The 19,689-nt window shown below is 49.6% G+C and carries 16 protein-coding genes; 14 read left to right on the plus strand and 2 right to left on the minus strand.

The window, feature by feature from the left end:
• The 12 genes from ftsI (at position 1) to lpxC (ending at position 15,246) form a co-directional block, all read left to right on the plus strand.
• Positions 1-1,749, plus strand: a complete 1,749-nt coding sequence (ftsI, locus tag B5D35_RS01270; protein WP_078750875.1) for a peptidoglycan glycosyltransferase FtsI — start codon at positions 1-3, stop codon at positions 1,747-1,749.
• Positions 1,749-3,236 carry a UDP-N-acetylmuramoyl-L-alanyl-D-glutamate--2,6-diaminopimelate ligase gene (gene murE, locus B5D35_RS01275; RefSeq protein WP_078750811.1) on the plus strand — a complete coding sequence of 496 codons (1,488 nt, stop codon included), beginning with the start codon at positions 1,749-1,751 and terminating at the stop codon, positions 3,234-3,236. The genes ftsI and murE overlap by 1 nt, the downstream gene beginning before the upstream one ends.
• A complete protein-coding gene (gene murF / locus B5D35_RS01280; RefSeq protein ID WP_078750812.1) occupies positions 3,233-4,594 on the plus strand; it encodes a UDP-N-acetylmuramoyl-tripeptide--D-alanyl-D-alanine ligase in 1,362 nt (453 codons plus the stop codon). The genes murE and murF overlap by 4 nt, the downstream gene beginning before the upstream one ends.
• Positions 4,588-5,670: a phospho-N-acetylmuramoyl-pentapeptide-transferase gene (gene mraY, locus B5D35_RS01285; RefSeq protein ID WP_078750813.1), complete on the plus strand. Its 1,083-nt coding sequence runs from the start codon at positions 4,588-4,590 to the stop codon at positions 5,668-5,670. Before murF ends, mraY begins: the two co-directional genes overlap by 7 nt.
• On the plus strand, positions 5,671-7,014 hold the full coding sequence (murD, locus tag B5D35_RS01290) for a UDP-N-acetylmuramoyl-L-alanine--D-glutamate ligase (RefSeq protein ID WP_078750814.1): 1,344 nt from the start codon (positions 5,671-5,673) through the stop codon (positions 7,012-7,014).
• The gene (gene ftsW / locus B5D35_RS01295) at positions 7,011-8,222 is read left to right on the plus strand and encodes a cell division protein FtsW (protein ID WP_078750815.1); all 1,212 of its coding nucleotides are present in this window, start codon (positions 7,011-7,013) and stop codon (positions 8,220-8,222) included. Before murD ends, ftsW begins: the two co-directional genes overlap by 4 nt.
• On the plus strand, positions 8,194-9,264 hold the full coding sequence (murG, locus tag B5D35_RS01300; protein ID WP_078750816.1) for an undecaprenyldiphospho-muramoylpentapeptide beta-N-acetylglucosaminyltransferase: 1,071 nt from the start codon (positions 8,194-8,196) through the stop codon (positions 9,262-9,264). Before ftsW ends, murG begins: the two co-directional genes overlap by 29 nt.
• Positions 9,265-9,276: 12 nt before the next feature.
• The gene (gene murC, locus B5D35_RS01305) at positions 9,277-10,758 is read left to right on the plus strand and encodes a UDP-N-acetylmuramate--L-alanine ligase (RefSeq protein WP_078750817.1); all 1,482 of its coding nucleotides are present in this window, start codon (positions 9,277-9,279) and stop codon (positions 10,756-10,758) included.
• A 206-nt stretch (positions 10,759-10,964) separates the two neighbouring features.
• The gene (locus tag B5D35_RS01310; protein ID WP_078750818.1) at positions 10,965-11,732 is read left to right on the plus strand and encodes a cell division protein FtsQ/DivIB; all 768 of its coding nucleotides are present in this window, start codon (positions 10,965-10,967) and stop codon (positions 11,730-11,732) included.
• A 17-nt stretch (positions 11,733-11,749) separates the two neighbouring features.
• Positions 11,750-13,006 (plus strand): cell division protein FtsA, encoded by a 1,257-nt coding sequence (gene ftsA / locus B5D35_RS01315; protein ID WP_078750819.1) that lies wholly within the window; start codon positions 11,750-11,752, stop codon positions 13,004-13,006.
• Between the two features lie 33 nt (positions 13,007-13,039).
• On the plus strand, positions 13,040-14,215 hold the full coding sequence (ftsZ, locus tag B5D35_RS01320) for a cell division protein FtsZ (protein ID WP_078750820.1): 1,176 nt from the start codon (positions 13,040-13,042) through the stop codon (positions 14,213-14,215).
• 113 nt (positions 14,216-14,328) lie between these two features.
• A complete protein-coding gene (lpxC, locus tag B5D35_RS01325) occupies positions 14,329-15,246 on the plus strand; it encodes a UDP-3-O-acyl-N-acetylglucosamine deacetylase (RefSeq protein ID WP_078750876.1) in 918 nt (305 codons plus the stop codon).
• An 81-nt stretch (positions 15,247-15,327) separates the two neighbouring features.
• On the opposite strand, the gene B5D35_RS01330 is transcribed toward lpxC, so the two are convergent.
• Positions 15,328-15,789 carry a DUF721 domain-containing protein gene (locus B5D35_RS01330; RefSeq protein WP_078750821.1) on the minus strand — a complete coding sequence of 154 codons (462 nt, stop codon included), beginning with the start codon at positions 15,787-15,789 and terminating at the stop codon, positions 15,328-15,330.
• 438 nt (positions 15,790-16,227) lie between these two features.
• Here B5D35_RS01330 and secA point away from each other — a divergent pair, with 438 nt between their 5' ends.
• Together secA and mutT are read left to right on the plus strand one after the other, a co-directional pair.
• A complete protein-coding gene (gene secA, locus B5D35_RS01335; protein ID WP_078750822.1) occupies positions 16,228-18,948 on the plus strand; it encodes a preprotein translocase subunit SecA in 2,721 nt (906 codons plus the stop codon).
• 59 nt (positions 18,949-19,007) lie between these two features.
• Entirely contained in the window at positions 19,008-19,415 is a 408-nt protein-coding gene (gene mutT, locus B5D35_RS01340) for an 8-oxo-dGTP diphosphatase MutT (RefSeq protein WP_078750823.1), read from the plus strand.
• Between the two features lie 69 nt (positions 19,416-19,484).
• On the opposite strand, the gene yacG is transcribed toward mutT, so the two are convergent.
• On the minus strand, positions 19,485-19,682 hold the full coding sequence (gene yacG, locus B5D35_RS01345) for a DNA gyrase inhibitor YacG (protein WP_078750824.1): 198 nt from the start codon (positions 19,680-19,682) through the stop codon (positions 19,485-19,487).
• Positions 19,683-19,689: the final 7 nt, after the last annotated feature.

Here is a 19,689-nt window from a genome sequence, read left to right on the forward strand (position 1 = left end):
ATTAAGGGAAAAAACAAACCTAAAAATCCTCGGGCGACAAAAAAGGTGCCAACACTGATCAAATGGCGCTTCGTGATGGTTTGCATCTGCATTTCTTTGGCTTTGTTCGGGCTGATAGCACGCGCGGCCTACATTCAAGTGATCGAACCTGATCGCCTTCGTTATGAAGGCGATTTGCGTTCTGTCCGCGTTAAAGCTCTCCCTTCCTCTAGAGGCATGATTTCTGACCGAAATGGCGAGCCATTAGCCGTGAGTGTACCGGTTCAGGCGGTGTATGTTGACCCCGTTACTGTCTTTAAAAACGGTGGTTTGGCGGAAAAAGATCGTTGGTACGCATTGGCAGATGTGCTTGGGCTTGATCGTCAAGAGATGCTGGCACGCATCGACAAGAACAAGAAAAAGCGTTTTATCTATCTTCAGCGCCAAGTTGGCCCTGCAATGTCTGAATACGTGAAAAGCCTCAAACTGCCGGGAATTGGTCTGAACGATGAGTCTCGTCGCTTTTATCCTACCGGTGAGGTTAGTGCTCACTTAGTTGGGGTGACAGGCATCGACGGACGCGGCCTAGAAGGCATTGAGCGCGGTTATGATGGTTGGCTGAGTGGCGAACCGGGGCGACGAACGGTGCGCAAAGATCGCTATGGTCGTGTCGTTGAGAACATCTCTCTGGAAGCCAAAGAAGAAGGCAAGCCTCTTGAACTGAGTATCGATCAGCGCCTGCAGGCCATTTCCTATCGCGCGATCAAACAAGCGGTCGCAGATTACCGCGCTACCTCTGGTTCCCTGGTTATGGTGGATGTGCGAACTGGTGAGGTGCTGGCTATGGTCAATGCTCCCTCGTACAACCCGAATAATCGCTCCGATCTGAAAAGTTTTAAAATGCGTAACCGTGCCATCACGGACGTCTTTGAACCCGGCTCGACGATTAAACCGCTGGTGGTACTGGCTGCGCTCGAAAACGGCGTAGCCGATGAACACACCATTATCGATACTGGTAACGGTATTATGTCGATTGGTGGGGCGCGTGTTCGAGACTCTTCTAAGGTCGGAAAAGCCGATCTTCGTAAAATCCTGAAAAAGTCGAGCAACATTGGCGTCAGTAAATTGTCTTTATCTATGCCAGTGGAAGCGTTGCTGGGATTATACAGCAGCTTCGGCATAGGTGATGCAACGGGTGTGAATCTGATTGGTGAATCGTTTGGCCTATACCCCAACCGTCGTCGTTGGTCTGACTTTGAACGTGCCACGCTTGCCTTTGGTTACGGTTTATCCATTACCCCTGCACAGTTGGTACGTGCTTATGCCACGTTAGGAAGCATGGGCGTGAATCGACCGCTCTCTATTTTGAAAACGGAAGCTGTCGTACCTGGCAAGCAAGTCGCTTCGCGTGAAAATGCCCGCAAGGTGCTGGATATGCTGGAATCAGTGACGGAAACGGGCGGAACCGCACACCGTGCGGCAGTGCCGGGTTATCGCGTCGGCGCAAAAACGGGGACGGCAAAAGTTGCCGTAGCGGGTGGCTATGGTGATGAATACATTGGATACACGGCGGGGATTGCACCGATCAGCGACCCACGCATAGCCTTGGTGGTGGTTATCAATGAACCGCAAGGTGATAAATATTACGGGGGCCAAGTTGCGGCACCTGTCTTTTCTGAAGTGATGAAAAGCGCATTACAGATTTTAAATATTGCACCGGATGCGGAGCAGTCCCAGTTACAACTTGCTAATACAAACAGGCAGAACTGATGCCGAATACAAGTCTTAAAAATCTTTTGGCACCCTGGTATCAACTAGAACAGGATGTCGTTATCTCAGGGCTGAAATTAGACAATCGTCATATTCAGGCTGGAGATGTTTTTGTTGCCGTTCAAGGGCACGCGTTAGATGCGCGTCGGTTTATTTCAGACGCAATTGCTGCGGGGGCTGTTGCCGTTATCGCTGACGATGGCGATACCAATGCCCAGTTCAGCCTTGAAATGCACAGCAATGTCCCCGTTATTGCTTTTCCGCATTTGAAATCCACGCTTTCTGAAATATCTGCGCGCTATTTTCAACAGCCAAGTCAGGCGATGACCGTGATTGGTGTGACAGGGACGAACGGTAAAACAACCATTAGCCAGCTTGTGGCGCAGTGGATTGATTTACTCGGTGGCAAAGCGGCAGTGATGGGGACAACAGGTAACGGTTTTTTATCTTCTCTTGAGCCAGCCCCCAACACAACGGGTAGTGCTGTGGATATTCAGGAACAACTAGCCCGCTTTTACATTGAAGATGCCTCTCACGTTGCAATGGAAGTCTCTTCCCACGGATTGGTGCAAGATCGCGTGAAAGCGGTGGCATTCGATGCGGCGATATTCACTAACCTTAGCCGTGATCACCTTGACTACCATGGCACCATGGAAGCGTATGCCGATGCTAAATTACGTCTATTCACGCACTATGGAACACCCGTATCTGTTATCAATGCGGATGACGGCGTCGGTGCTGACTGGCTCAAAAGCATGCCAGAAGCCATTGCAGTGTCGATGTCGCCAGAAGGTGTTGCCTTTCATCAGGGCCGCAAGCTTTGGCTGACTCACGTTGACTATGCAACCAGCGGTGTGAGTATTGTGTTTGATTCTCTCTGGGGGCAAGGGCATTTCACCGCACCGCTTGTGGGCGAGTTTAATGTCATGAACTTGCTATTGAGTCTGGCAACCCTGTTGGGGTTGGGATATGACAAAGCGGCATTGATGGCCTCAGCATCACAACTTCAGGCCGTTATTGGTCGTATGGAAGTTTTTCATCACCCTGACAAACCTATGATGGTGGTGGATTATGCTCACACTCCCGATGCGCTAGAGAAGGCACTCCATGCTTTGCGTCGGCATTGTGAATCAAAGCTTTGGTGTGTTTTCGGTTGTGGTGGTGATCGCGATACAGGCAAACGCCCTATGATGGCAGAGATTGCTGAACGCCTTGCGGACAACGCTATTGTGACTGACGATAATCCGCGCTCAGAATCACCACAGATTATCGTTGGAGACATGTTGAAAGGCATGGCGAACCCAGAAAGCGCCATTGTACTTCATGATCGCGCTGAAGCGTGCCGTTACGCCTATGAGCATGCATCGAAAGATGACGTGATTTTGGTTGCAGGCAAGGGACACGAAGATTATCAGGTTCTTGCCTCAGGCACTGTTCACTATTCAGATCGTGAAACCGTACAAGCACTGCTGGAGGGAGAAGTATGATTCCAGTTTCATTGAGCACACTGCGAGACGTGCTAAAAGCAGATCTTGTTGGCCAAGACGTAGCGATCGATGCGGTTTCAACGGATACCCGCACATTGGGTGACGGTGCTCTGTTTGTTTCGCTCATTGGCGAGCGATTTGATGCACACGATTTTGTCGAAACAGCGAAAAACAATGGCGCTTCAGCCCTGCTTGTTTCGAAGCCTATAGAGATTGATTTACCTCAGTTGGTGGTAGAAAACACCACCCTGGCACTGGGGCAGCTCGGTGCGTGGGTGAAATCACAGTGCAATGTGATGACCATTGCACTGACAGGCAGTTGTGGCAAAACCACTGTCAAAGAGATGCTGGCTGCCATTTTGTCGCGTAAAGGACAGACCCTTTATACCGCAGGCAATTTTAATAACGACATCGGTGTGCCATTGACCTTGCTGCGTTTACAGCCTTCAGACGATTTTGCTGTGATGGAGCTTGGGGCGAACCACGCCGGAGAAATTGCGTATACCACGCAACTGGTAAAACCTGACATCGCTTTAGTGACCAATCTTGCCGCGGCGCATTTAGAAGGATTCGGCTCTTTAGCCGGTGTGGCTAAGGCTAAAGGCGAGATTTATGAAGGTCTTGCGTCTGGTGCTGTCGCCATTGTGAACTTGGACAGTAACGGTGGTGATGCATGGACATCGGTGTTGGCGGATAAACGCGTTCAAACCATGACAGTGAGCGATGTGTCTGCTGATTATCATGCCAAGAATATTCAACCCCTTGAGTCCGGTTGTTATACCTTCGAATTGGTAACGCCTCTTGGTGAATTCCCGGTTTCACTTAGCCTGCCGGGCGAGCATAACGTGGCGAACGCGGTGTTGGCTGCGATGACAGCAATGAATATCGACGGTATTACCATTGACGATGTCATTGAGGGTCTGGCGTCAGTTTTGCCTGTGAAAGGGCGCGGTGCCATTAGTTTTCCCCGTCCAAATCTTCGATTGATCGATGACAGTTACAACGCCAGCCTTGCAGCAATGAAAGCGGCAGTTGATCTACTAGACGGTTTTGACGGTGAAAAAGTGATTGTACTTGCGGACATGGGGGAAATGGGTGAACACTCGGCCTCGGTGCACCAAGACTTAGCGGATCACTTATCAAAAGCATCGATTCAAACCATCATTACCCATGGGTCAGCAAGTGTCGTGATAAGCGCACAGTGTGGTGGCCAGCATTTCGAGAAAAAAGACGCATTGATTGCGCATGTAGTAGAGCTCATGAAAACAAAATCTGAAGTTTCCGTGCTGGTGAAAGGTGCCAACGGAATGAAAATGTGGGAAGTGGTTTCAGCCATCGAGGAGGCAGAAAAATGCTAGATTGGCTTTCAGATCTTCTGACACAACATTTTTCCTTTTTCCGTCTGTTCGATTACCTGACGTTCCGTGCGATCTTGAGTGTGCTAACTGCTCTTTTACTCTCCCTTTGGATGGGCCCACGCCTTATCGCACGTCTTCAAATGCTGCAAATTGGTCAGGTTGTTCGTAACGAAGGCCCGGAGTCTCACTTTAGTAAGCGCGGTACCCCGACGATGGGCGGGATCATGATCCTGACAGCGATCACCGTGACTGTGTTGCTTTGGGCTGATTTGTCGAATCCATATGTGTGGGCGGTACTGTTCGTGACTTTAGGTTATGGCGCCATAGGCTTCGTTGATGACTACCGCAAAGTAGTGCGCAAAAACACCGATGGCCTTATCGCACGTTGGAAATATTTCTGGCAATCCGCTATTGCATTGGTTGTGGCGTTTGCACTGTATGCCCATGGCAAGGACACTGCAGCGACACAATTAGTGGTGCCTTTTTTCAAAGATATCATGCCGCAATTGGGCCTCTTCTATGTGGCTTTCACTTACTTCGTTATTGTCGGGACCAGTAACGCGGTCAACCTGACAGACGGGCTGGATGGCTTAGCCATTATGCCGACAGTTATGGTAGCAAGCGGCTTTGCGTTTATTGCGTGGGCAACGGGTAACGTCAACTTCGCTGAATATCTGCACATTCCTTACATTAAAGACGCAAGTGAATTGGTTGTCGTGTGTGCGGCGATTGTAGGCGCGGGTCTTGGTTTCCTCTGGTTTAACACTTATCCCGCTCAAGTTTTTATGGGCGATGTAGGCTCATTGGCTCTGGGCGGTGCGCTGGGTACTATCGCGGTGCTGGTTCGCCAGGAGTTTTTGTTGGTGATCATGGGCGGTGTCTTCGTGATGGAAACCCTGTCTGTGATCCTGCAGGTAGGTTCGTACAAGCTGCGTGGACAACGCATTTTCCGTATGGCGCCTATCCACCATCATTACGAATTAAAAGGTTGGCCGGAGCCGCGCGTGATTGTGCGTTTCTGGATTATTACCTTGATGCTGGTTCTTGCGGGACTGGCAACGCTGAAGGTGCGCTAAATGAACGTGATTGCCGCAACAAAAAACATTGTGGTAATAGGGCTCGGTATGACCGGGCTCTCCGTCGTTAAGCATCTAGTGAATAAGGCTGACGGCGCGACCATTCGTGTCATTGATACGCGTGTGAACCCTCCCGGTGCCGAGCAATTACCAGCGGCGGTTGAGCTTCACGCTGGTGGCTGGAACATGGCTTGGCTCCTGAGTGCCGACCAAATTGTAGCTAGCCCGGGCATTGCACTCGCGACGCCAGAGCTTCGAGACGCAGCCGATCAAGGCATCGAAATTGTCGGTGACATTGAACTGTTTGCAAGAGACGTGTCAGCCCCTGTGCTTGGTATTACTGGCTCAAACGGCAAGAGTACAGTAACCAGTTTGCTTGGTGAGATGGCGAAAGCTGACGCTGTGAACGTCGGTGTTGGCGGCAATATTGGCTTTGCGGCATTAGATATGCTGGCCAGCAACCACGCGCTTTACGTGCTAGAGCTATCCAGCTTCCAGCTGGAGACGACCTCATCACTGAATATGGCCGCTGCGGTTTTCCTTAACCTGTCTGAAGATCACATGGATCGCTATGACGGTATGGAAAATTACCGCCAAGCGAAACTGCGTATCTTCGATCAGACCCAACTGGCGGTTTGGAATCAAGATGACGTGCAGACCAAAGCTCCGTCTTCAGTAGCAGCTGAGAGTTTTGGCTTTTCCGAAGGTGATTACACACTCACGCCACTCGATGGCGAAGAGTGGTTGACGGCAAAGGGCGAGCACGTGATGGCCGTGTCTGACATTGCACTGGTAGGTCGTCACAATGTGGCAAACTGTTTGGCCGCGATGGCGCTGGCTGACGCTGCAGGCGTATCTCGTAACGCACAACGTGCGGCAATGCGTGAATACACAGGCTTACCACACCGCTGCCAGCAAGTGATTAAACACGATGGCGTGCTTTGGGTGAATGACTCGAAAGCAACCAACTCTGCAAGCACCTTGGCTGCACTTGATGGGCTGCAACTGACGGGTAAATTACACCTTCTGGTCGGTGGCGATGGAAAAGGTGCTGAGTTTTCTTCTTTGAAGCCTGCGCTTGATAAGCTCGATATCGCGCTTTACTGCTATGGCCGTGACGGCGATGCGTTTACCTCGCTGGTGGCTGAACCGATCGTTGTTGAGACCATGCAGCAAGCCATGGATATCGCGGCTGAAACTTCGAATGCGGGCGATATGGTGCTTCTTTCTCCCGCGTGTGCAAGCTTCGATCAATTTCCGAATTTTATGGTGCGTGGAGAGATCTTTTCTGCGTATGCCAAAGAAATCGCAATACGCCATTCTGAGGAGAGAATCTCAGGATGATGGGAATCAAGTGGGAAGACATCAATGTCTGGCGGTGGGCAACGAAGCCGTCGCCAACCGCTTTGTATGACCGCCAACTGGTGTGGCTTTCTTTCGGGTTGATGATGGTGGGCCTGATCATGGTGTCATCCGCATCCATCCCTGTGTCGACGCGTTTGGTGGATCAGCCGTTCTACTTTGCAATGCGACAGGGTATCTACCTGTTTGGTGCCGTCATTATGGCGGGGTTCGCCATGCAAATCCCGCTGTCCCGCTGGCAGCAGCTAAGTATCCCTATGCTGCTTGTTTCTTTGTTTCTGTTGTTTGCTGTCCTGTTTGTGGGGCGTTCTGTTAACGGTGCCGTGCGTTGGCTGCCGTTGGGTGTCATTAACCTTCAGCCTGCGGAAGTCGCAAAACTCTCTCTTTTTCTGTTCATCTCTGGCTATCTTGTTCGTCGGCAAGGTGAAGTCAGAGAGAGTTTCCGAGGCTTTTTCAAGCCTCTCGCCGTGTTAGTTGTCATCGCAGTTTTGTTGCTGGCTCAGCCGGACTTGGGTTCGGTCATCGTCATGTTCGTGACCACGGTAGGCATGCTATTTATCGCAGGTGCAAAGTTATGGCAGTTTGGCGCATTGCTTGCAACCGGACTGGGACTGGTGGGGGCATTGATCCTTGCAGAGCCTTACCGTGTCGCGCGTGTCACGTCATTTCTTGACCCTTGGGAAGACCCTTTTGGTAAAGGTTACCAGTTGACCCAATCTCTGATGGCCTTTGGCCGCGGTGATTGGTGGGGGCAAGGCCTTGGGAACTCCATTCAGAAATTGGAATATTTGCCGGAAGCACACACGGACTTTGTCGTCGCGGTATTGGCGGAAGAGTTGGGGTTGGTTGGTGTAACTCTGGTTCTACTCATGGTGTTTGCCTTGGTGTTCCGGGCGCTATTTATTGGTAAGCGTTGCCTTGAAAATGAACAACTTTTTGGTGGTTACCTGGCGTTTGGTATCGGTATTTGGTTTGCGTTTCAGGCTTTGGTCAATGTGGGTGCTGCCGCCGGCATTATGCCAACGAAAGGTTTGACGTTGCCGCTGGTGAGTTACGGTGGCTCTAGTCTATTTGTTATGTCTACTGCGGTTGCGTTGTTGTTGAGGATCGATCACGAATACCGATTAGAAACCTCGCAAGCGCACCAGCGAATTGTGTCTCATGAAAAACGAAAAAGAACAAAAGAATAAAAAGTTGCTGGTCATGGCGGGTGGCACAGGCGGCCATGTTTTCCCAGGGCTTGCAGTTGCACAGAAACTTCAGCAACAAGGCTGGGAGATCCGGTGGCTGGGCACGGCAGACCGTATGGAAGCGGAACTCGTGCCAAAACATGGCATTGAGATCGATTTTATTCATGTAAAAGGGCTGCGTGGTGCTGGGTTTGCGCGTAAACTGCTTGCCCCTTGGATGATATTCAACGCGGTACTTCAAGCGCGAAAATATATTTTGGCGTGGAGGCCGGATGCCGTTCTTGGCATGGGCGGATACGTGAGTGGCCCGGGTGGTTTGGCCGCATGGCTATGCGGTGTACCCGTTGTACTTCATGAGCAAAACGCAGTAGCGGGGCTGACCAACAGTTGGTTGGCGAAAATTGCAACGCGAGTTTTACAAGCGTTCCCCGGCGCTTTTGTTGATAAAGACGTGGTGGGAAACCCTGTTCGTAAAGATGTATGCGACTTGCCAGCCTCTCCCGCTTACCAAGACGGTGAGCCTCTCAACGTGCTGGTGATGGGAGGAAGCCAAGGGGCGAGAATCCTGAACCATACCGTGCCAGAAGCGATCGCGTTAGTAAAACGTCCGGTTGTTGTGAGACATCAGGCGGGTAAAGGCGCAAAAGATGATACGCAAGAGCGGTATCAGACTGCGGGCGTCGAGCGCGTCGAGGTGACCGAGTTTATTGATAATGTTGCAGCGGCCTATCAATGGGCTGATTTGCTGATTTGCCGCTCGGGTGCATTAACCGTTTCAGAGGTGTCTGTGGCGGGTGTTCCCGCGATATTCGTGCCTTTCATGCACAAAGATCGTCAGCAGGCACTGAATGCTGAGCATCTCGTGGACAGCGGTGCTGCCTTGATGCTAGAACAGCAAGACCTGACAGCACAAAAGCTGGTAGAGATTTTAGAGAAACAGAATTCAACGTCTTTGACTGCGATGTCAGACGCGGCAAGAAAAGCAGCCATTGTAGATGCTGCGGTTCGCGTTGCTGATGTCATCAAAGAAGTCGCAAATTAAGAGAAGAGCGTGATGGGCAAGTTTGATAGTCATCAGTTAGAAAAAATTCGCACCATGGTGCCGGAAATGCGCCGTGTGAAACGTATCCACTTTGTTGGGATTGGCGGTGCAGGGATGTGCGGTATTGCCGAAGTTCTGCTGAATGAAGGCTATGAAATCACGGGATCAGATCTGTCTGAGAATGCGGTTACGCAACGTTTGGAAAGCAAAGGTGCCACGGTCTTTATTGGGCATGCTGAAACCCATGTGGACGGTGCGAGTGTCGTGGTGGTATCCACCGCTATCAAACTTGACAACCCAGAGTTGGTGGCAGCAAAACGTGCTCGCATCCCTGTTGTTCGCCGCGCTGAAATGCTGGCAGAGCTAATGCGTTACCGTCACGGTATTGCTGTCGCAGGAACGCACGGTAAAACCACGACGACAGCGTTGGCCACCTTGATTTATCAAGAAGCAGACTTGGATCCAACCTTCGTGAACGGTGGTCTGGTGAAAAGTGCAGGTACCAATGCTCGTTTGGGATGTAGCCGTTACTTGATTGCAGAAGCGGATGAAAGTGACGCATCTTTCCTCCACCTGCAGCCAATGGTGGCGATTGTCACCAACATCGAAGCAGATCACATGGACACGTACGGTGGTGACTTTAACAACCTGAAACAGACGTTTATCGATTTTCTGCACAAGCTGCCGTTTTATGGCCAAGCTGTTATGTGCATCGACGACCCTGTCGTGCGTGAGCTTATTCCACAGATCGGTCGTCAGGTGATCACCTATGGTTTTGCCGATGATGCCGATGATGCCGATGATGCCGATGTACAGCTCAAGGATTACCGTCAAGAAGGTCAAAAAGGCATTTTCACCATCTTGCGTAAAGACAAGCCTGAGCTTCATATTGAACTGAATATTCCTGGGCGTCACAACGCACTGAATGCGACAGCCGCGGTTGCAGTTGCCACCGAAGACGGTGTTGAAGATGACGCGATCTTGCGGGCGCTGTCAAGTTTTGAAGGCACCGGCCGTCGTTTCGATCAGCTGGGCCTATTCCCTGTCGATGATGGCGAAGTGTTGCTGGTGGATGATTATGGACATCACCCAAGTGAAGTGGACGTAACCATTCAGGCAGCACGTGCGGGTTGGGCTGATAACCGTTTGGTTATGGTATTTCAGCCACACCGATATAGCCGAACGCGTGATTTGTATGATGATTTCGCGAACGTGTTGGAACACGTGGATGTTCTGCTGATGCTGGATGTGTATTCGGCAGGGGAAGCGCCGATTGCAGGCGCTGATGGTCGTAGCTTGTGTCGCACTATTCGTAGCCGAGGCAAGATAGATCCCATTTTTGTGCCGGACGTGGATTCACTACCTGCAGCCCTCGAAGCGGTGATTAAGCCGGGCGATTTGGTGTTGACCCAAGGTGCTGGTGATATCGGTAAAGTGGCCAGAAAACTGGCGGAATTGAAATTGAATAGAAAAGCATTGAGTGAGCAAAGCTAGGAATCAGAATGGGCTTGCAGCACACCTCAACTGGTTGATGTCTAACTTTTAACCTGTTTTTGGTTGTTTTGCATGTATTTGATCTCAGCTTCATCACTTCTGTGTTAAGAAGGGTTGGTGACCTGTCAAACTGACCGTTATAATCGGTCGGCTTTGCAATGAGTAAAGCGGCAGGTTGCCCATCAAGAGCGAGGCAGTTGCCAGATATGACGCAAATGACGGCAGAAGACGTACCGGCTCAACCTTCAATGTTGAAATCGCATTGGGGGGGGCTGGTGTTTTTGGTATTTGTCATTCTAGCTATCGTTTGGTCAATGCTACGCGTACTTGCTTGGATGGGGGATGAACAGCAGTTACCCCTGTCACAGATTGTTGTACAAGGCGAGTTGCAACATGTGTCGCCGACTGACGTGAGAAACGCGGTATTAACTCTGGGTACATTGAAGAGTTTCATGCTGCAAGATGTCGACACCATTCATGGTGCTGTTGCATCACTCCCCTGGGTGGCGAACGTTGCGATTAGAAAGCAATGGCCAGACACATTGAAAGTCAATGTGACGGAATATCAACCTGAAGCGGTCTGGAATGGATCGCAACTTTTAGATATTCATGGGGTGGTCTTTGATGCCAGCCCTGAAGATGTGAAAGACAGACACTTAGTGTCACTTCATGGCCCTGAGGGGAGTGAAGAAGAAGTATTACATGTTTGGCGAGAGCTACGAGACATATTAGCCTCGACAGACTACAAGATTGCTGCGCTCGCTCTGAATGAGCGACGCTCATGGCGAATAGTGACTCGGGACGGTGTGCGTATCGAGTTAGGACGAGAGTCCAGAAACGAAAGATTACAGCGATTTGTCGCGCTGATTAAAGATATCAACGCAACAGGCCGAACCATTCAATACGTGGATTTGCGCTATGACACTGGTGCTGCGGTGGGCTGGAAAGCCCCTGTTCAAGCTGGTGAAGAGTAAACCTGAGAGTAGGTGGGATGAAACAGACAGCTGACAGACCTTTGATAGTAGGGTTAGACATCGGTACTTCTAAAGTATCGGTGGTCGTCAGTGAAGTGCTGCCAGATGGCGCCGTCAATATATTGGGCGTTGGCACCACTCCATCTCAGGGGATGGACAAAGGTGGTGTAAACGATCTTGAATCTGTCGTTAAATCAGTTGAGCGTGCAGTCAATGACGCAGAATTGATGTCAGATTACAAGATACGCTCCGTATTTTTGTCGTTGTCGGGTAAACATATTCACTGCCAGACCGAGCGAGGCATGGGCACTATCTCCGACGAAGAAGTTACGCAAGACGACGTAGATATGGTGATCCACACGGCGAAGTCCGTGAAAATCAGTGATGAGCAGCGTGTACTTCATGTGATCCCACAAGAGTACAAAATTGACTACCAAGAAGGGATAAAGAACCCCGTCGGGTTGTCGGGCGTCCGTATGGAAGCCAGTGTTCATTTGATCACTTGTCATAATGACACCGCCAGAAATATAGAAAAAGCGGTTGAACGTTGTGGTCTTAAAGTTGACCAATTGATTTTCTCGGGGCTTGCAGCCAGTCACGCTGTGATTACAGCGGACGAAAGAGAACTTGGCGTTTGTGTCGTCGATATCGGCGGCGGAACAATGGACATTGCGGTATGGACAGGTGGCGCATTACGTCATGCTGCGGTTATTCCTTATGCCGGCAATGTTGTGACCAGTGATATCGCATATGCCTTCGGTACACCTTTGAGCGATGCTGAAAAGATCAAAGTCAGGTACGGTTGCGCGTTAAGTGAGTTGGTCAATAAAGATGCAAAAGTCAATGTCCCAAGTGTAGGCGGTCGCCCTTCGCGCAGCCTGCAAAGACAGACCTTGGCGGAAGTGATTGAGCCACGCTGCAGCGAATTGTTGGGGTTGGTGCAGCAAGAGCTGGAGCGAGTTCAGGAACGCCTACGTGCACAAGGCGTTAAGCATCAATTAGCAGCAGGCGTTGTTCTGACTGGTGGTGCGGCACAAATGCAAGGGTTAGTGGAATGCGCAGAACGTGTATTCCAGAACCAAGTCCGTGTGGGACTACCTGAGGGAGTCACAGGGTTGACAGATTATGTCAACACTCCTATCCATGCGACAGCGGTTGGTTTGCTGCATTACGGCAAAGATAACCTATTAAACGAAACGAGCGAACCAGAGCCTAAGCGTACTGTATCCGGAATGTTCAGTAAGCTTAGTGGCTGGATCAAGAAAGAATTTTAAACCTGATGCGAACAGGAAAGACGGAGAGAACACATGTTTGAACCGATGATGGAAATGTCCAACGATGCGGTAATTAAAGTCGTTGGTGTTGGCGGCGGCGGTGGTAATGCAGTCGAGCACATGGTACGAGAGTCAATTGAAGGGGTGGAATTCATCACCGTCAACACTGACGCTCAAGCTCTGCGTAAGACAGCTGTTAGCACAGTCATCCAAATTGGTGGTGATATCACGAAAGGCCTAGGTGCTGGTGCAAACCCGCAAGTAGGTCGCGAATCTGCGATGGAAGATCGCGAAGCCATTAAAGCTGAGCTCGAAGGTGCCGATATGGTATTTATCGCAGCAGGTATGGGCGGCGGTACTGGTACTGGTGCAGCTCCTGTTATCGCTGAGATTGCGAAAGAGCTGGGCATTCTTACTGTAGCGGTGGTGACAAAACCATTTAGCTTTGAAGGTAAGAAGCGCATGGTGTTTGCTGAGCAGGGTATTGAAGAGCTTTCTAAGCATGTTGATTCCCTGATCACTATCCCGAACGAGAAATTGCTCAAAGTTCTGGGTCGCGGTATTACGCTTCTGGACGCGTTTGCAAAAGCAAACGATGTGCTGCGTAACGCTGTCCAGGGTATTGCAGAGCTGATTACTCGTCCTGGCCTTATCAACGTCGACTTTGCAGATGTACGCACAGTGATGTCTGAAATGGGTCACGCAATGATGGGTAGCGGTGTAGCAACAGGCGAAGATCGTGCGGAAGAAGCCGCTGAAATGGCGATTTCTAGCCCACTGTTGGAAGACATTGATCTGGCAGGTGCGCGTGGTGTTCTCGTAAATATTACAGCTGGTTTCGATATGAGACTGGATGAATTCGAAACTGTGGGTAACACTATAAAAGCGTTTGCGTCTGACAATGCGACAGTTGTGATCGGAACTTCTATGGACCCTGAGATGTCTGAAGAGTTACGAGTGACGATTGTTGCAACGGGTATTGGCAATGAACGTAAGCCGGATATTACCTTGGTTTCTGGTTCTCAAAAGCCAGCACCAGTGGAAAATAAGGCACAACCTTTGCAGGAAGCTCCTAAGGCGGCAACAAATGTGCCGGTTGGACGTCCAGCAGAGCAGGTAGTTCAGCCACAGACAAACGTTGCGCCGAAACCAAAGCAAGAGCAAGACTACTTAGACATCCCTGCGTTTCTTCGTAAGCAGGCAGACTAACCTAGGCGGTGCTTGGTTTGTGAGCAGCAGCATGTTATCATGCTGCCCGTTTTGCCCTTTGTGACACCGTAATGGGTGATTTGGGGCGCAAAAAATTCAGTTGGGAATGGCAGATGATTAGACAACGAACATTAAAAACTATTGTTCAAACGACCGGAGTCGGCTTGCACTCTGGCCGTAAGGTCACGTTGATCCTGCGCCCGGCAGCAGCTAACACAGGCGTAATCTATCGCCGTACAGACCTTAATCCGCCAGTGGACTTTCCTGCTGATCCGGCGTCTGTTCGCGATACGATGCTGTGTACTGCATTGGTAAACGACGAAGGCGTTCGTATCTCGACTGTTGAGCACTTAAATGCCGCTTTGGCAGGCATGGGTATCGATAACGTTATCGTTGAAGTTGACGCACCAGAAATTCCAATCATGGACGGCAGTGCCAGTCCATTTATCTATCTGTTGCAATCAGCGGGGATTGAAACTCTTAATGCAGCAAAACGTTTTGTTCGTATTAAGAAACCTGTTCGCATCGAAGACGGCGACAAGTGGGCTGAGTTGTTACCTTACGACGGTTTCCGCTTGGATTTCGCTATCGACTTTAATCACCCAGCGATTGAATCAGAACAGCAAAATTTGGTGTTAGACTTTTCTTCTAAGTCGTTTATCAAAGATATTAGCCGCGCACGTACATTTGGCTTTATGCGTGATATTGAATATCTTCAATCACGTAATCTGTGCCTTGGTGGCAGCTTTGACTGTGCAATTGTTTTGGACGACTACCGTATCCTGAACGAAGAAGGCTTGCGTTACGACAATGAGCTAGTGAAACACAAAGTGCTGGACGCGATTGGCGACCTTTACATGTGTGGTCATAACATCATTGGTGAAATGCGTGCATACAAGTCAGGTCACGCGTTGAACAACCAGCTTCTGCGAGCGGTGCTTGCAGACCAAGAAGCGTGGGAGTGGGCAACGTTCGAAAACGAACAGACATTGCCAGTGACGTTTGCACAACCAGGCATGGTACTCGCCTAAGAAAAAACCGGAGTGATAACTCCGGTTTTTTTATGTCTATTGCCCGCTAAAAGCTTACCGTATTCTTCGAATTTACGGGTTCTATGTTTTGTCTGCCAGTGCGGCAATCGCCTCTAGCTTTTTTCGAATCTTCTCAGGTGCGCTTTGCGCAATCGCCTTTAAATACTCTGCAGCGACAGGGCTGACAGGCGGTGTCTTTTCTTTAAATTCTTTAGCTTTTTGCTCTTCCACTTCACGCTTAGCTAATTCTGGGTTCACTTTGATTTCAATTGTCATCAGTGACGGCAGTGTACTTTTACGTAATGAAGACAAAAGCACTTGTCTGTCAAAGTTCAGTCGGTTTGCCCACGAAGAAGAACCACATTCTAAGACCAAAATACCGTCACGAAAATTTGCCACGCGGCAATGTTTCGCCGAATGGGGAGGTAAAAGGGTTTTCACTTGATCATTTAGCTGAGACAGCGCGTGTGCGCGTTGGCGAACTTGCCCTGCTAACCCTTTTTCTAATAGATCTAATGCTGCTTGTGGACGGTGATCTCTCAAAACCAACTCTCTTTAACGTGACTGAATTAAGAGTATCAGTTGATCACGCACCACTCTATCTTTCACGGAGATTTCTCTCTAATTATTTGACGGTGTAAGGCAACGACTGCGCGAAAAGCGAGCATTAAATGCACTATTTCGTAGCAGGGTATTGGACGGGTTCTAATTTTTATTAACAAACCAAGAAGAACGTGTATTACGAGTGGGATGCTTGTGAGATATGGCTTATGATAATCGGCCAACGCGCATAATAAGCGAGAAGAATTGATTCTCAAGCCTTGAAAACATCGTCGTCAGGCACAAGATCAATATTCATAATGAATCGCTAATTCTTCCGAAAGAATTTTGGCAGAGGGATATGCTGAATTTCTCTGCTGCGCAGTATCCAGGCTTTGGCCCTTTTGCTGAAGCTAAAATTATGAGAGAAACGGCAAAGCCATGTTATCGAAGCTAATTACCAAAGTAATCGGAAGCCGCAACGACCGCACCCTGCGTCGTCTTCGCAAAGTCGTCAATGAAATCAATAATCTTGAACCCCAGTTTGAAGCGTATAGTGACGACGAACTGAAAGCCAAAACGGCAGAATACCGTCAACGTATTGAGCAAGGCGAATCGCTGGATGTCATCCTGCCAGAAGCATTTGCTACCGTGCGTGAAGCCTCTAAGCGTGTATACGGCATGCGCCATTTTGATGTGCAGTTGATTGGCGGCATGGTGTTGAACAATGGTCAGATCGCAGAGATGCGTACTGGTGAAGGTAAAACCCTAACGGCAACCCTGCCAGCGTATCTACACGCATTGACAGGCAAAGGCGTTCATATTGTTACCGTGAACGATTATCTGGCCAAGCGTGATGCTGAAACAAACCGCCCTCTATTTGAATTCCTTGATATGACAGTTGGCATCAACGTGCCAAATATGCATCCTCAAGAGAAAAAATCGGCTTACCAAGCGGACATCCTGTACGGCACGAATAACGAATTTGGCTTTGACTACCTGCGTGACAACATGGCATTCCGTGCTGAAGACCGTGTGCAGCGTGAGCGTTACTTTGCCGTTGTCGATGAAGTCGACTCCATCCTTATCGATGAAGCACGTACGCCACTGATTATCTCTGGTCCAGCTGAAGACAGCTCAGACATGTATACCCGTATCAATGCGCTTATCCCGCAATTGGTGCGTCAAGACAAAGAAGACAGTGAAGAATACCGCGGTGACGGTCACTTCACCGTTGATGAAAAATCTAAACAAGCACACCTTACCGAAACGGGTCAGGAGTTTGTTGAAGATTTGCTGAAGAAAAACGGTCTGATGGAAGAGCTTGATACGCTTTATTCTCCGACAAATATTACCTTGCTTCACCATATCAATGCAGCATTGCGTGCACATGTTTTGTTTGAAAAAGACGTCGACTACATCGTGAAAGACGATGAAGTGGTCATCGTTGATGAACACACTGGCCGTACTATGCCGGGTCGTCGTTGGTCTGAAGGTCTTCACCAAGCTGTTGAAGCGAAAGAAGGCGTTAAAATCCAAAACGAAAACCAGACGCTGGCATCGATCACCTTCCAGAACTATTTCCGTTTGTATGACTTACTGTCTGGCATGACCGGTACAGCAGACACAGAAGCATTCGAATTCCAGTCAATTTATGGTCTGGAAACCGTGGTTATTCCAACCAACAAACCAATGGTTCGCGATGACATGGCCGATCAGGTCTACATGACTGAACGTGAGAAATTTGAAGCCATTATTGCGGATATCAAAGAACGCAGTGAAAAAGGTCAGCCATCGCTTGTTGGTACGGTGTCTATCGAGAAATCTGAACTGTTATCAAATGCACTGAAAAAAGCAGGCGTGAAACACTCCGTACTGAACGCGAAATTCCATGCCTCTGAAGCAGATATTATTGCTGAAGCTGGCGCGTTGGGTTCGGTGACTATCGCAACCAACATGGCGGGTCGTGGTACGGATATCGTGTTGGGTGGTAGCTGGCAAACAGACGTCGCTAAGTTGGAAAACCCAACGGAGCAGCAAATTGCAGATATCAAAACGGAATGGCGTGAGCGTCACGAAGCGGTGAAAGCTGCGGGTGGTCTTCATATCATTGGTACTGAGCGTCACGAATCTCGCCGTATCGATAACCAGCTCCGTGGTCGTTCTGGTCGTCAGGGGGACCCGGGTTCAAGCCGTTTCTATTTGTCGATGGAAGACACACTGATGCGCATTTTTGCGTCTGAGCGTGTATCTAACATGATGAAAAAGCTCGGAATGGAAGAAGGTGAGGCGATTGAACACCCTTGGGTGAACAAGGCGATCGAAAACGCACAGCGTAAAGTTGAAGGCCGTAACTTTGATATTCGTAAGCAACTGCTTGAATTCGATGATGTTGCCAATGATCAGCGTAAAGTGGTTTATGAACTGCGTGATGAGTTGATGGATACAAATGACATCAGCGAGATGATTGAACACAACCGCGAAGATATCGTGAGCAGCGTGATTGATCAGTACATTCCGCCTCAATCTCTCGAAGAAATGTGGGATGTGGCAGGTCTGGAAGCGCGCCTTAAAGCGGACTTCGATGTTGATTTGCCACTGCAGCAATGGCTGGATGCAGACGAAAAACTGTACGAAGAGCAACTGCGTGAAAAAATCCAGAACCACATCGTTGACGTGTATCAGTCGAAAGAAGCTGCTGTAGGTGCGGAAACGCTACGTAATTTCGAAAAAGCAGTGATGTTGCAAACGCTCGACACGCTGTGGAAAGAACACTTGGCGGCGATGGATCACCTGCGTCAGGGTATCCACTTGCGTGGCTATGCGCAGAAGAACCCGAAACAGGAATACAAGCGAGAGTCTTTTGAACTGTTTGAAGATATGCTGGGTGCCCTGAAATCAGATGTTGTGACGACATTGAGCAAAGTGCGCGTTCAGCAGCCTGAAGAAGTCGACCGCATGGAAGAGCAACGTCGTGCACACGCAGAAGCGGCAGCACGTCGTCAGCAGATGAGCCACGCAGAAGCAGAAAACCAGTTGGATGACAGCCAAGGCCATGCATCTGACACTGTTGTTCGTGATGGCCGAAAAGTGGGTCGTAATGAGCCATGTCCTTGTGGGTCAGGCAAGAAATTCAAGCAATGCCACGGTAAGATAGACTAACCGAAGGCAGAGATATAAGAGGCCGCAGATTGCGGCCTTTTTTATGGGAAAACGGATTAATGACTAACATAAAACGCATTCATATTGCAGCGGGGATCATCCTGAACCCGACAAAGGATGGGATTTTTATTACTCAGCGCGCCGCGAAAGCCCATAAAGGCGGTTTCTGGGAGTTTGCTGGCGGACAGGTTGAAGCTGGCGAAACCGCGGAGACTGCTGTCATTCGAGAGCTGGATGAGGAAGTCGGGATCTGTGCTACCGGTATCGAACATTTTCTGTCACTATCGCATGACTATCCGGATAAGTGCCTGACTTTCGATTTTTTTTTGATATCAGAATTTCGTGGTGAGCCCTTTGGGAAAGAGGGACAACCGGGACGCTGGGTGAAGATAAAAGAGCTTGGTCTTTTTGAATTTCCCGAGGCAAATGGCCCCGTGCTTGCCAAGCTGAAAGCGATGTTTCTATAAAATACGGGCGGCAAAAGTATTCACTTTGCCGCCCGTAATTATGGATTGGTGTTTTTGAACGGATGGGTGTTATTGATCTTCTGACCAACCATCACTGTCAGACATATCTGGGGCACCAGCAATACGCTTTTCTTCATCGGCCCATTCACCCAGATCGATAAGCTGGCACTTCTTGCTGCAGAACGGGCGATAGGGACTCACGTCGCCCCAAACGACAGGGATGCCACACTGCGGGCACTTAACAATGGTTGGACTTTCTTTGCTCACAGAAACC

Origin of the sequence: Enterovibrio nigricans DSM 22720 (assembly GCF_900167155.1) — a bacterium.
In the GTDB taxonomy this organism is placed as follows: domain Bacteria; phylum Pseudomonadota; class Gammaproteobacteria; order Enterobacterales; family Vibrionaceae; genus Enterovibrio; species Enterovibrio nigricans.

Coding starts and splice junctions, on each gene's coding strand:
- mutT (WP_078750823.1), top strand. CDS start 19,008: ATGACTAACATAAAACGCATTCATATTGCAGCGGGGATCATCCTGAAC.
- ftsA (WP_078750819.1), top strand. CDS start 11,750: ATGAAACAGACAGCTGACAGACCTTTGATAGTAGGGTTAGACATCGGT.
- ftsZ (WP_078750820.1), top strand. CDS start 13,040: ATGTTTGAACCGATGATGGAAATGTCCAACGATGCGGTAATTAAAGTC.
- murF (WP_078750812.1), top strand. CDS start 3,233: ATGATTCCAGTTTCATTGAGCACACTGCGAGACGTGCTAAAAGCAGAT.
- lpxC (WP_078750876.1), top strand. CDS start 14,329: ATGATTAGACAACGAACATTAAAAACTATTGTTCAAACGACCGGAGTC.
- B5D35_RS01310 (WP_078750818.1), top strand. CDS start 10,965: ATGACGCAAATGACGGCAGAAGACGTACCGGCTCAACCTTCAATGTTG.
- secA (WP_078750822.1), top strand. CDS start 16,228: ATGTTATCGAAGCTAATTACCAAAGTAATCGGAAGCCGCAACGACCGC.
- murG (WP_078750816.1), top strand. CDS start 8,194: ATGAAAAACGAAAAAGAACAAAAGAATAAAAAGTTGCTGGTCATGGCG.
- murE (WP_078750811.1), top strand. CDS start 1,749: ATGCCGAATACAAGTCTTAAAAATCTTTTGGCACCCTGGTATCAACTA.
- ftsW (WP_078750815.1), top strand. CDS start 7,011: ATGATGGGAATCAAGTGGGAAGACATCAATGTCTGGCGGTGGGCAACG.
- murC (WP_078750817.1), top strand. CDS start 9,277: ATGGGCAAGTTTGATAGTCATCAGTTAGAAAAAATTCGCACCATGGTG.
- murD (WP_078750814.1), top strand. CDS start 5,671: ATGAACGTGATTGCCGCAACAAAAAACATTGTGGTAATAGGGCTCGGT.
- mraY (WP_078750813.1), top strand. CDS start 4,588: ATGCTAGATTGGCTTTCAGATCTTCTGACACAACATTTTTCCTTTTTC.